Genomic DNA, 12,697 nt, shown 5'->3' with positions numbered 1-12,697 from the left:
AACGGAGCCAGAACCGCTCTATATTATCAACGCGGCCAGAACCACTATAATAAGGAAATTATCTATGAGTTTGACAAACGCGCAGTACAAGCGCGCCGGCGTTCTTTCGCTTATTACCTCTGCAGTGACTTTACTGTTCAGCGCGCAAACGCAGGCGCTGGATCTGGAGCTTAAAAATGCTTATGGCTCGGCGAATGCGGGATATGCGAACTGGAACAGCGGCTTTGAAAATACACACCGGGGCGAAGTCTGGAAATTAACCGCCGATTTCGGCGCTATCTTTAATAAAGGCGAATTTTATTCCTTTTACGAAAATAACGTCCTTAATCATAATATCGCCGGACAGAACTATGTTTTATCGGCGCAAACGCATATTCGTCTGTTCAATTCTGACTATAGCCTGATGGGGAAAGTTTACGGCCAGTTTGATAATACCTGGGGAGACGATCTCGACATGATGTACGGGCTGGGTTATCTGGGCTGGAGCGGCAAATGGGGGTTCTTTAAACCTTATATCGCTTTCCATAACCAGTCTTCAGATTATAAATCACAGCGGCTCGGCGGCCGCAGCGCCAGCGGCCGCAATGGCTACGTGGCAGGCTGGACCACCGCTTATTTTTTCAAACTCTGGGATCAATCTTTTGTTTTGTCTGACTGGCATGAATTTGAGTTCGATCGCAATGACGCCTATGCCGAACAGCAGCACGGCGCGAACGGCATTAACGGCGGCCTGACTCTGGCCTGGAAATTTTATCCGCACCTTAAGGCCAGCGTGACCTGGCGCTATTTCAAAAACAAATTGGGCTACGACGGTTTTGGCGATCAGATGATCTACATGCTGGGTTACGAGTTTTGATTTTTCCACAATAAGGACATCAACATGCAAAAGCGAATGCTGGCAAGCCTGGTCAGCCTGTTACTGGCGAGCAGCGCGATGGCGCAAACCTCTCCGGCCACGTTATCTGACAAACCGGCTAAACAACCTAACGTTATTATCATCATGGCGGACGACCTCGGTTATGGCGACCTGGGCGCTTATGGTCACCCCATCGTGAAAACGCCTAATATTGACAGGCTGGCGCAGGAAGGGATGCGCTTTACGGAATATTATGCTCCGGCGCCGCTCTGCTCCCCCTCGCGCGCGGGCTTATTAACAGGACGCACGCCGTTTCGTACCGGCATACGCTCCTGGATCCCCTCGGGCGGTAAAAACGTGGCGCTGGGCCGTAATGAAAAAACCATCGCCAGTTATTTAAAAGAGCAGGGTTACGACACGGCGATGATGGGCAAGCTCCATCTCAATGCGGGCGCCAACCGCACCGATCAGCCGCAGGCCAAAGATATGGGCTTTGATTATTCGCTGGTGAACGCCGCCGGTTTCGTCACAAGCGATCTGGATAAAGTAAAAGAGCGTCCGCGTTATGGCGTGGTTTATCCCAACGGTTTTTACCGTAATGGCAAACCCATCGGCACGGTAAACCAGATTAGCGGCGAGCTGGTCAGCAGCGAGGCCATTCACTGGCTCGACAACCGCAAAGAGAAGAAACCGTTTTTCTTATACGTCGCTTTTACCGAGGTGCATACCCCCCTCGCCTCGCCGCAAAAGTACCTTGATATGTATAAAGACTACATGTCGGATTATGAACGGCAGCACCAGGATCTGTTCTATGCCGACTGGGCGGATAAACCCTGGCGCGGCGCAGGCGAATATTACGCCAATATCAGTTACCTCGACGAACAGGTCGGCAAAGTGCTGGATAAAGTGAAAGCCATGGGCGAAGAGGACAACACCATTATTCTCTTTACCAGCGACAATGGCCCGGTCACCCGCGAAGCGCGTAAGTGGTATGAGCTGAATATGGCGGGCGAAACTAACGGACTGCGTGGTCGGAAAGATAATCTCTGGGAAGGCGGCATCCGGGTTCCGGCCATTATCAAATATGGCACTCATATCAAAGCGGGTGCGGTCTCAGATACGCCGGTAACCGGGCTGGATATTCTGCCGACGCTTGCGGATATGCTGCACTTCTCGCTGCCCACCGACCGCGCTATCGACGGGGAGTCCATCAAGCCGGTGCTGGAGGAGAAGCCGCTCACCCGTCACAAGCCGCTTATCTGGACCATCGACATGCCCTATCAGGATGACCCGACCGATATGTGGGCGATACGTGAAGGCGACTGGAAGATGATCTTCGACCGTAACGCTAAGCCCAAATATCTTTATAACCTGAAAGCCGATGCCGGTGAGGTAAACAACCAGCTTGGCAAACAGCCGGCGCTTGAGAAACAGCTGGTGGCTGACTTCACGCGCTATAAAAATGACATCGATAACGATTCGTTAATGCGCGCCCGTGGCGAAAAACCGGAACCCGTAGACTGGAACTGATACCCCATCTGTTCACGTAGCGCCTGCTCTGCGGCTTTATGGCTGTGGAAAAGGCGCTGATTATTTCTTGCGATGGATGAATATCGTGATAAAGAAAAGCTGTCATGTTATGGCCAAACCGACGGGCGCGGCCTGTAATCTTGGATGCGACTACTGCTTTTATCTGGAAAAGGCGCAGCTTTACCCTGGCCGTCAACAAAAGCGGATGGACGACGCTACGCTTGAAATATTTATCGAACAGCATATTAAAGCGCAGCAGACGGAAGAAGTCGTCTTTGCCTGGCAAGGCGGCGAACCGACGCTTGCCGGCATCGACTTCTATCAACGCGCCGTGGCCTTACAGGAAAAATACGCCTGCGGAAAGCGAATCATTAATACCCTGCAGACTAACGGCATGTTGATAAATGAAGCGTGGTGCCGTTTTTTACACAAACATCAATTTCTTATCGGTATTTCAATTGATGGCGATGCTGAACTGCACGACGCCTGGCGAAAAACCCGCGCAGGAAAACCGACGCATGAGCAGGTGGAAAACGCCATTCGCCTGCTGGCGAAACATGACATCGAATTTAATACTTTGACTGTCGTAAACAATATCAATGTGCATCATCCGCTGCGCGTTTATGACTACCTCAAACAGGTAGGCAGCCGCGATATGCAATTCATCCCCTTACTGGAGCGCCACTACCCCGCCGGGGAAGATGAGGGGCTGGTTCCGCCCGATTACCAGGGCGAAGCGGTTATCGCGCCCTGGTCGGTTCCCGGCGCTGAATTCGGCGTTTTTTTAAAAACGATCTTTTACAGCTGGATCCGTCGGGATATCGGCGAGATAAGCATTCAGCTTTTTGATCAGGCCTTCGCCGCCTGGTGCGGTCTGCCTGCGCAGATTTGCGTCTTTGCCGAGCGTTGCGGCAGCGCGCTGGCGATGGAAATGAACGGCGACGTTTATCAATGCGACCATTATGTCTGGCCGCGCTACAAGCTTGGCAATATCCACACCGCTTCCATAGCGGAAATGCGCGACAGTAGCGCGAATCAGGACTTTGCCCGCGCGAAAAGCCTGACTATGGCCAGCGGCTGCCGTGATTGCCCTTTCACGTTTGCCTGCTATGGCGGTTGCCCGAAACATCGCATCCTGCGCTCTGCTGCGGGCGAACAGAATATCAACTATTTCTGCGCCGGTTATAAAGCCTTTTTCCACTACATCACGCCCTATATGCTGATGCTGAAATCCCTGTGGGAAAACGGACGCTCGCCGGCTGAATTGAAAACGCTGATTACCTGAGTGAGTAAACGATGACCGCCGCCGCCGATATCTTTCGCTATACCGACGTTAACTCCTGCAAAACTTTTGGCTGTCGGAATTTTGGCGTACTGAACAGCCCCTCTTATGCGCAGCGCGGAGAGAATATTCTTTGTCAGGCCTGCGGATTTCATTTTCCTGTTATCAGCGCAGCGGCTTTTAATGCTTTTAAAGCCCAGACTAACCGGGGCTATCACGGCGTGGTATGGGCTTGTCCATACTGCGGTAAACGCGACGGATTAGCCCGCAACGGCTATGCGGGAAACGGTCAACAGCGCGTGCGCTGCGCAGGCTGCCGCAAAACCTTTGTCTTTTATGAACGCCTTCGCGTTGCGCCTCACCTTTCGCAACTCGCCGATATGATTCGCGCCGGTCAGCCGCTGCATGAACGCCCCGGGTTTAGCCCTAAAGCCACAGGACGGGATTTACAGCAGCTGGCTTTTACTGCCCGGGTCAGCCCCTTCCTGGCGCGCCCTTTTACGCTGGAGGCGACGTTTGCCACCGCGACCTTCAGCATTAATTTTAACGGCTCGCCAAATCGTCTTTACGTCATCGTGACCGTGGAGAAAAAAAGCGACAGAGTGATAGCCCTCACGACCAATTATGCGCTGCGCTCCGCCCCCATCCCTTTCGAGTACCGCTACAGCGCCAATGAGGAAGAGTTGCTGGTTTCGCAAGAGCCGGTTGCGAGGATCTTCGCAAAAGATCGTCTAATGGGCCGGCGCGCCCTTTTTTTCGATGCCCGCTATGGCGCTGCGCGGCTAAAAAGTAACGATGCGGGGGCTATCGTAAAACCCGTGCTGGCCGCTTATCGCCACTTTGAAATAGTAAAGTCGTTAACGCAAAACGCCGTTTTGTATGTTCAGCATTATATAGAGCATGAGTGTTTTCTTTATGGCGGCTGCCTGATGGCGAACCGGGATGACGTCACCAGCGGACATTGCCACATCGCTTTTGTGCATGAAAAGGGAACAAGAGCGCCGCAGCGGCCTTTTCGCTCCGACATCGTCACCTCCAGCATTATCTGGAACGATGTCTGGCGCTGCTTTTCCCAGCCCGATTATCAAATGGCGGTGTGTAGCCTGACAGGGCCGCAACGCATTAGCGAATTACGCGAAGCCACGCTACAACCCGCGCATCGCTTTATCGATTTTATTCGCCGCCACCCCTTTTATCCGCAGCTGCTTCGCCTGTCGCCAGCGAACGTCGGCGCGGTACTGGAGTTTCTGGCGACGGATTACAACTGCGGCGTGCTAAAACCTGAGGCGCGGCGCTGAGACAATTCTTAAAGATGATTTGCGCGCTAAGAGAAAAACTACACTCCTTTTGTGTACTTACTACTCCCGGTACGCATGACATAAGTGGATTCCCTGATAATGTTAACCTGCCTGCGGGCAGGTTTTTTTTCGCCCAGGGTTCTATAAGCCCTTTCCCGGTTTTATAATAAAACCATCATTTTTCCCCAGGGTCTGTTTATGAAACGTAAAAGCTTAGAGGACAGCCGGTGTCCGGTAGCGCGTTCGCTCGACATCATTGGCGACTGGTGGTCGTTGTTAATTGTTCGCGACGCCCTGCGCGGCCTGACCCGCTTTGGCGAATTTCAGAAAAGCCTCGGTATCGCGAAAAATATGCTGACGGTGCGCCTGCGCCAGCTTGTCGAGGAAGGCATACTTGAAATGCGCCCCGCTTCAGACGGCTCCGCCTGGCAAGAGTATGTGCTTACCGAAAGAGGCCGGGCGCTGCAAACCGTGCTGGTGGCGCTTTCGCAATGGGGCAATGAGTTTCTGTTTGAGGGGTGCGAAAAAGGCAGCGTACTGGTAGACAGCACTCACCAGCGCCCGCTGCGCCCCCTGCAACTGCTGGCCGAAGATGGCCGGGAGCTTACCCCCGACGAGGTGCAGCCGCTGCTTCCTGACGCCACGACCATCGCCTGAATTTTCAGGCGATACCTTTCCCCTGTCTCTCTTCAGGCAAAACACAAAAATATCGCTCAATTTGGTTGCATTATTAAACCTATTAAGCCAGGATGCATTTAGTTTTATAATGAAACCTATTTCAGGAGAGTATCATGACAGCATCCCGTCCCACCGCACTGATTACCGGCGCCTCTTCGGGCATTGGCGCCGTTTATGCCGACCGCCTTGCCGCCCGGGGTTATGATTTACTGCTGGTCGCACGTCGGGAAGAACGCCTGCACGAGCTGGCCGCGCGGCTACAGCAAACCTATGGCGTAGAGGTTAAAACGCTTCGCGCAGACCTGACGCAGGAAAGCGATATTCAAACGGTGGAAGCGACGCTGCGCGACACCCCGGCGATTTCTTTGCTGGTGAACAACGCCGGAACCGCGCAGATGGGCTCTTTTCTCGCCAGCAGCGCGCAGACGCACCAGGACATTATTACGCTGAATATTACTGCTCTGACCCGGCTGACGCTGGCGGCGCTGACGCGCTTTAACGCGCAGGATCGCGGCGCCATTATTAATATCGCCTCGGTGCTGGCGCTCCATGCTCGCGACACCAGCGCGCTTTACAGCGGCACCAAAGGTTATGTGCTTAATTTCACCCGTGGCTTGCAGGCTGAATTTGCAGGTACCGGCGTGCGCCTGCAGGCGGTGTTGCCTGCGGCTACGGCCACGGAAATCTGGGAGATTTCCGGCGTTTCGGTAGACCACCTGCCCGCGGGTTCGGTGATGAAAACAGAAGATCTGGTGGATGCGGCGCTGGCGGGGTTCGACGCTGGCGAAGCGATTACCATTCCGCCGCTGCATGACGAAGCGTTGTGGCAGCGTTACGAAGAAGCGCGCCTGGCGGTTTTTTCCGCCGTTGGTACCGGCATACCCGCGCCACGCTATGTACGTTAATCAGGACCGCCACCGGGATCACCGGTGGCGTAATTTTGGCGGTTAATCTTCTGCGGCGTGAACTGGCGTTTCCAGTTCATTCACCCAGATAACCAGCAAACGCCATGAAACCGCCAGCACCGCCGGGCCAATAAACAGACCAACGATGCCGAAAGTGAGCAACCCGCCAATAACGCCGCCGAGAATCAGCATCATCGGCACATCGGCGCCGCGACGAATCAACAGTGGACGCAAGATATTATCCATACTGCCTACCGCAAGGCTCCAGACCAGCAGTAGCGTCGCCCAGCCTGCTTCACCCTGCCAGTAGAGCCAGGCTGTTGCCGGCAGCATGATGATTATCGGGCCTAACTGCGCAAGGCAAAGAATAAAAATCACGACGGTGAATAGCAGCGCGCCAGGAATGCCGCACAGCGCCAGCCCGACGCCGCCAAGCACTGACTGGCAAACCGCCGTTACGACAATGCCGGAAGCCACCGCCCGAATGGTCTGCCCAGCCAGCGTCACCGCGATATCACCGCGCTGGCCTGCGAGGCGGCGGGCAAAACGGCTCATTGCTCCCGCCGCCGTCTCTCCATTCATATAAAGCAAGGCGCTGAGCGCCAGCATGATAATGCCGTTAATAATAAGTTGCCCGAGATGGCCCAGTTGCGTAAGCAATACGAGCGCCGCATGGCGCAGCCATGGCTGAAGCTGGGTAATAAGCGAATGTCCGCGATCGGCCACCACCGCCTGCCAGCGCGCGTAAAGCCTCGCGCCGATAAACGGCACGTTGTGCAGAAAATCGCCACTTATTAACAAGGGAAGCTTATCTGAGTCGAGCCACTGGCTGAGCCGGGCGCTGATATCCATCAGGCTGCTCGCCATAAACAGCAGCGGTATAACAAACAGCGCAACCAGCAGTAGCGACATCACCAGCACGGCAAGCGAACGACGACGCCCGAGCCATGCCTGAATACGAAGCATCACAGGCCAGGTAGCGATAACCACCAGCCCCGCCCAGACCAGGCTGATTAAAAAAGGGTGCAGCAGCCAGAGGCTGGCCGCCAGCATGCAAAGCACCGCAAGGCAGCCGAAAATAATGCGTGGGAGGTCGTACTTAGGTAATACCAGCGACATGTTAGTTCAATCCTTAATAAAAACGCGGCGCTGTAGGCCGTGAATTACCCTGCCAGACTGACAAGATTTAATAGCAGCGGATTAAATCACTTTACTAATGACAGAGGCTAAACATAACGGGCGAACCTGCCCTCAGCGAAGGGATTTATCGGAATAGGTTAATTATTTATTCGCTACACTTATGTTTATTTATTATTTATATAAATAATAAATCGTTCTCTTTTTTTATTACAAAAACAGAGTTTGTACACAGAGAAATAAGCGCTAGTATTCGCAGCGCCTGAAGACGACGAAGAGCGCTTCAGGTAAACCCACTGGCAAAATAGATATTTTCAGGGACGTCCATGAGTAATTTTATTCTATTCCCACAGATTCACGCCGCGCTGGAATGGCTTAAAGGCCACAGCAATGTACTTTTCCAGTTTGGCTGGAACATTATCGCTGCTTTTATTTTACTTTTTATCGGGAAAATGCTTTCCCGATTACTGGCCAGCGGGCTGGAAAAGCTATTAGTCCGCCGCCGGGTTGATATTACCGTCGTCCATTTTTTTACCGCGCTGGTTCGCTACATTACCCTCGCATTCGCGGTGGTGGCAGCGCTGGGCCGCCTGGGCATTGAAACCTCATCGATTATCGCCGTGATTGGCGCAGCTGGCCTGGCGGTGGGGCTAGCGCTTCAGGGGTCGCTTTCCAACTTTGCTGCCGGAGTGCTGCTGGTTTCGCTACGTCCCTTCCGCGCCGGCGAACATGTGCAGATTGGCTCGGTAGCAGGGGCGGTTGAAAAAGTGCATATTTTCTCCACCACGTTGCTGACTGCCGACAGTAAAGAAGTGGTCATCCCCAACGGCAAGATCATCGCTGACAGCATTGTTAACTATTCCCGGCATCCCTTCCGTCGTATCGATTTAGTCATTGGCGTGGGCTATCAGAATCGTATCGCCGATGTGAAGTCTGTTATTACGGCAGTGATTAAAGCCGATACGCGCGTGGATAAAAACCGGGATGTCACTGTGCGACTGGGTGAATTAGGCGCCTCGTCGCTAAACTTTTTTGTTCGCGTCTGGGTGCGGAACGGCGATTACTGGAGCACCTATTACGATTTGCTGGAAAACATTAAAGAAGCGCTGGACGAAAATAATATTGATATTCCGTACCCGCAGATGGATATCCGTATGGTTAACAGCGTGACAGAATCACAAACGTTAAGTCTGGTGAAACAGCAGGCCAGCTTATAAATCAAAATGATTTTCTGTTATGAATGCCGGTAACGCTCTCGCATAAGCTTACCGGCATTTTTACAGAGAGCTAAAAACATCGGGCTTTTGTTTATAAGGCCCGTTTTTAAGACGGCCGATTTGTCGCACGCAGCGCCAGCGCCACGGGAAACGACAATACAGCGGGGAGGCAATGGATACACAGTCTCCATAACGAAAAAGGGGATGCCTTTCGGCATCCCCTTAAATTTGATGGCGGAAGCGCAGAGATTCGAACTCTGGAACCCTTTCGGGTCGCCGGTTTTCAAGACCGGTGCCTTCAACCGCTCGGCCACACTTCCGCAATGACGCGAACTATAAACATCCCCATGCGGCCTGTAAAGCCCGAATGCGTTCGTTTGCCGCAAAAACAGACAAAAAAACCTTATTCGCCTGAAATAACAACAAAGTGAACAACTTTACAGCAAAAAAATCAGGCCCCGTGACGAGGCCTGCAGCCTTAATGCTTCAGGATGTACATGTCTTTGGTATAGAAATACCCAAGGTTGTTCGAGTAAAACCCACCGACCCAGGGTTTGACCAGATGCGTGCGCACATAGTGGTAGAGCGGAATGGCGGGCGCTTCCTCAGCCAGAATGGTTTCCGCCTGCTGATAGTATTTGCCGCGCTCTGCCGCATCGGCCGCTTTCGCCGCATTCGCGAGCGCGTTGTCATAATCCGCGTTGCTAAAGCGGGAGGTATTCTGACTATCGCCGGTGCGGAAGTTATTCAGAAAGGTGGAGGCATCATCGTAATCCGCGTTCCAGGAGTAGCGCACCACCTCAAAATTACCGGTGTGCTTGGTATCGAGCATGGTTTTCCACTCCTGGTTTTGCAGCTTCACCTTCACGCCCAGGTTTTTCTGCCACATAGAGCTTGCGGCGATGGCGATGCGCTGGTGCGATTCCATCGTGTTATAGAGCAGGTTGAACTGTAACGGGTGCTGAGCGTTGAAGCCCGCCGCCTCCAGCAGCTTTTTCGCCTCGGCAATGCGTTTCTCTCGCGGCCAACTGGCGTAGTCCGGCGGTGCGATTTTGGCGCCGCCGATCTCCGGCTGGCTCAGCACCCAGGCGGGACGCTGTCCCTGGGCCAGCACCTTATCGGCGATAATGTCTTTATCCAGCGCCATATTGAGCGCGCGGCGTACGCGGGCGTCGTTAAACGGCGGGCGCGAAGTGTTGAATTCGTAATAGTAGGTAGCGAGCAGCGGCGAGACGTGCACCTCTTCCGGCAGCGTTTTCTTTAGCTGGGCGAACTGGTTAATGGGAATGGTGTTGGTGATATCAATTTCACCCGCTTTATAGCGGTTAACGTCGGCGGTTTCCGAAGAGATGGGCAACCAGGTGACTTTATTGATGACGGTGTGGGCATCATCCCAGTAGCGCTTGTTACGCTCCCCTACCACTTTTTCATTGACGACCCAGTCAACCACTTTATAAGCGCCGCTGCCGACAAAATGCTCCGGCCGCGCCCATTTATCGCCGAAGCGCTGTACCGCAGTTTTATCAATCGGCACCAGCGAGGGGTGAGCAAGCATGGAAAGAAACGCCGCGGTGGGCTGGGTCAGCGTCACCTGCACGGTGTTATCATCCAGCGCCTTTACGCCAAGCGACGACGGAGGCTTTTTGCCATTAGCGATATCCGCCGCGTTTTCAATATTCATATTCGCCGGATAGCTGGCATAAGGAGAGACCGTTTTCGGGTCAACGAGTCGTTGCCAGCTCCAGACGATATCCTCCGCCGTCATCGGCTCACCGTCAGACCAGGTAATGCCTTTTCGCAGATGAAATGTCCAGACGGTGTTGTTCTGGTTGTCCCACTTTTCCGCTAGCCGCGGTTCAATAGAACCGTCGCGCTTTACCGCCACCAGCCCTTCAAATACATCGCTGATGATATTGAACTCCACATCGCTTTCCACTTTATGCGGATCCAGCGAGGCGGGTTCACTACCATTATTACGCACCAGCTCCTGCTTTTGCGCCAGCGCAGCGCCCTGCGGCACGGTGGCGGCATAAGCGCCGGAACAGGCAGCGGCGATCCCCGCCGCAAGTAAAGCCATCAATCGTGAGTGTTGATTCATTATCTTTTACGCACCTTTTGTTTGAATAAGGGGTCGTTAACACTCTTAGTTGCGCATAGCAGCGAAAGCAATAATTTTCAGTCACCTATAAGAGGGAGATCTGATTATTTATTGGTAGTTGACTTCCGCCAGGCGTAAGCGTTTTTGCGGCTGTAAAATGCTTGTTTTTATTCGGATAAAACTGAGTAAAGATGGGTAAAACCGCTTTTGCCGCCGGGCCTTCTGGCTCTATGCTCAACCACTGATTCCCTGCAATGTGAGAATGACTCATGGATCGCATAATTACCTCTGCTCGCGACAGACAGTCGCTGCTCAGTACTCATAAAGTGCTGCGCAATACTTATTTCCTTTTAAGCCTGACGCTGGCGTTCTCCGCCATTACCGCCACCGCCAGTACGGTGCTGATGCTGCCCTCGCCAGGGCTTATCCTGACGCTGGTCGGGATGTATGGTTTGATGTTCCTGACTTACCGCCTGGCGAATAAACCCACCGGCATTCTGGCCGCGTTCGCCTTCACCGGCTTCCTCGGTTATATCCTCGGTCCTGTGCTGAATACTTATCTTTCAGCAGGTATGGGGGATGTGATTGCCCTGGCGCTGGGCGGCACCGCGCTGGTGTTTTTCGCCTGCTCGGCTTACGTACTGACCACGCGCAAGGATATGTCCTTCCTCGGCGGCATGCTGATGGCGGGCGTGGTGGTGGTGCTTATCGGCATGCTGGCGAATATTTTCCTGCAGCTGCCGGCGCTGCATCTGGCTATCAGCGCGGTGTTTATTCTGATCTCATCTGGCGCCATCTTGTTTGAGACCAGCAATATCATTCATGGCGGCGAAACCAACTATATCCGCGCAACGGTCAGCCTGTACGTTTCGCTGTATAACATTTTCGTCAGCCTGCTCAGCATTCTGGGCTTCGCCAGCCGCGATTAAGCGTCACTGACTCTCTAACCTGGCCCCGCACTTCGCGGGGCTTTGTTTTTGGCGGGCGGAAAATTTGCTACACTGCACGCCGTTTGACGAACGGGTCCGGAATGTATGTTGACGTTTGAAGGCAAAGAAATAGAGACCGATAGCGAAGGCTATCTGAAAGAGACCAGTCACTGGAGCGAAGGGCTGGCGGAAGTCATCGCCGAAAAAGAGGGCATCGCCCTGTCGCCAGAGCACTGGGAAGTGGTGCGCTTCGTGCGCGAATTTTATCTGGAGTTTAATACTTCACCGGCTATCCGCATGCTGGTAAAGGCGATGGCCAATAAGTTTGGCGAAGAGAAAGGCAACAGCCGCTACCTTTACCGTCTGTTCCCGAAAGGCCCGGCTAAGCAGGCGACCAAAATCGCCGGCCTGCCTAAACCCGTGAAGTGTATTTAATAGCGAATGCCGAAGTTGGTCCATTCGCGGCCGGGCTGATGCGGCTCGGTCAACACTTTTTCCACCCGGGCGCTGCGCGGCCCGCCCGCCTTCAGCCAGGCGATGAGTTGTTCCACTTTTTCCGCTTCGCCGCAGGCGACCACCTCAACGGTGCCGTCGTCCAGATTACGGGCATAACCGGTCAACCCCAGCCGCTGCGCCTCATGCTGCGTGCTGTAGCGAAAGCCAACGCCCTGAACGAGGCCGTGAACCCAGGCAATAGTGCATACTGTCGACATATCCTCTCTCCTTAAACTGGCGGGCTTAATTGCATTTCCCGGCCAGAGTCAGGA

Annotated in this window: 12 protein-coding genes and 1 tRNA gene; 9 read left to right on the top strand and 4 right to left on the bottom strand. The window is 53.6% G+C overall.

Going from position 1 to position 12,697, the window contains the following annotated elements:
* The first annotated feature begins 64 nt into the window (after nucleotides 1-64).
* The 6 genes from IEX01_RS03635 (at nucleotide 65) to IEX01_RS03610 (ending at nucleotide 6,549) form a co-directional block, all read left to right on the top strand.
* Nucleotides 65-856 (top strand): outer membrane protein OmpK, encoded by a 792-nt coding sequence (locus IEX01_RS03635; RefSeq protein WP_024556938.1) that lies wholly within the window; start codon nucleotides 65-67, stop codon nucleotides 854-856.
* A 78-nt stretch (nucleotides 857-934) separates the two neighbouring features.
* A complete protein-coding gene (locus IEX01_RS03630) occupies nucleotides 935-2,386 on the top strand; it encodes a sulfatase family protein (RefSeq protein WP_373289678.1) in 1,452 nt (483 codons plus the stop codon).
* Nucleotides 2,387-2,495: 109 nt separating this feature from the next.
* The gene (locus IEX01_RS03625; RefSeq protein WP_081708454.1) at nucleotides 2,496-3,671 is read left to right on the top strand and encodes an anaerobic sulfatase maturase; all 1,176 of its coding nucleotides are present in this window, start codon (nucleotides 2,496-2,498) and stop codon (nucleotides 3,669-3,671) included.
* A gap of 11 nt (nucleotides 3,672-3,682) precedes the next feature.
* The gene (locus IEX01_RS03620; RefSeq protein ID WP_188723274.1) at nucleotides 3,683-4,966 is read left to right on the top strand and encodes an IS1 family transposase; all 1,284 of its coding nucleotides are present in this window, start codon (nucleotides 3,683-3,685) and stop codon (nucleotides 4,964-4,966) included.
* A 198-nt stretch (nucleotides 4,967-5,164) separates the two neighbouring features.
* On the top strand, nucleotides 5,165-5,623 hold the full coding sequence (locus IEX01_RS03615) for a winged helix-turn-helix transcriptional regulator (RefSeq protein WP_024560843.1): 459 nt from the start codon (nucleotides 5,165-5,167) through the stop codon (nucleotides 5,621-5,623).
* Between the two features lie 134 nt (nucleotides 5,624-5,757).
* Complete coding sequence (locus tag IEX01_RS03610; RefSeq protein WP_188723273.1) at nucleotides 5,758-6,549, top strand: SDR family NAD(P)-dependent oxidoreductase; 792 nt, start codon at nucleotides 5,758-5,760, stop codon at nucleotides 6,547-6,549.
* A 42-nt stretch (nucleotides 6,550-6,591) separates the two neighbouring features.
* On the opposite strand, the gene ydiK is transcribed toward IEX01_RS03610, so the two are convergent.
* Complete coding sequence (ydiK, locus tag IEX01_RS03605) at nucleotides 6,592-7,668, bottom strand: AI-2E family transporter YdiK (protein WP_024556944.1); 1,077 nt, start codon at nucleotides 7,666-7,668, stop codon at nucleotides 6,592-6,594.
* A gap of 344 nt (nucleotides 7,669-8,012) precedes the next feature.
* On the opposite strand from ydiK, the gene mscS reads away from it, so the two are divergent.
* Nucleotides 8,013-8,903 (top strand): small-conductance mechanosensitive channel MscS, encoded by an 891-nt coding sequence (gene mscS, locus IEX01_RS03600; RefSeq protein ID WP_188723272.1) that lies wholly within the window; start codon nucleotides 8,013-8,015, stop codon nucleotides 8,901-8,903.
* Nucleotides 8,904-9,135: 232 nt separating this feature from the next.
* On the opposite strand, the gene IEX01_RS03595 is transcribed toward mscS, so the two are convergent.
* A tRNA-Ser gene (locus tag IEX01_RS03595) sits at nucleotides 9,136-9,223 on the bottom strand.
* 158 nt (nucleotides 9,224-9,381) lie between these two features.
* Nucleotides 9,382-11,001, bottom strand: coding sequence for an ABC transporter substrate-binding protein (locus IEX01_RS03590; RefSeq protein WP_024560847.1), 1,620 nt, complete (start codon nucleotides 10,999-11,001; stop codon nucleotides 9,382-9,384).
* A 269-nt stretch (nucleotides 11,002-11,270) separates the two neighbouring features.
* Here IEX01_RS03590 and yccA point away from each other — a divergent pair, with 269 nt between their 5' ends.
* Together yccA and tusE are read left to right on the top strand one after the other, a co-directional pair.
* Nucleotides 11,271-11,930 carry an FtsH protease modulator YccA gene (yccA, locus tag IEX01_RS03585; RefSeq protein WP_024556948.1) on the top strand — a complete coding sequence of 220 codons (660 nt, stop codon included), beginning with the start codon at nucleotides 11,271-11,273 and terminating at the stop codon, nucleotides 11,928-11,930.
* A 105-nt stretch (nucleotides 11,931-12,035) separates the two neighbouring features.
* Nucleotides 12,036-12,365: a sulfurtransferase TusE gene (tusE, locus tag IEX01_RS03580; protein ID WP_188723271.1), complete on the top strand. Its 330-nt coding sequence runs from the start codon at nucleotides 12,036-12,038 to the stop codon at nucleotides 12,363-12,365.
* Here tusE and yccX read toward each other — a convergent pair.
* Complete coding sequence (gene yccX, locus IEX01_RS03575; protein WP_024556950.1) at nucleotides 12,362-12,643, bottom strand: acylphosphatase; 282 nt, start codon at nucleotides 12,641-12,643, stop codon at nucleotides 12,362-12,364. The genes tusE and yccX overlap by 4 nt on opposite strands.
* Nucleotides 12,644-12,697: the final 54 nt, after the last annotated feature.

Origin of the sequence: Franconibacter daqui (genome assembly GCF_014644275.1) — a bacterium.
GTDB lineage: Bacteria > Pseudomonadota > Gammaproteobacteria > Enterobacterales > Enterobacteriaceae > Franconibacter > Franconibacter pulveris.
Note: the sequence above shows the minus strand (reverse complement) of the source record. Positions and strands in the feature narration are given on the sequence as shown.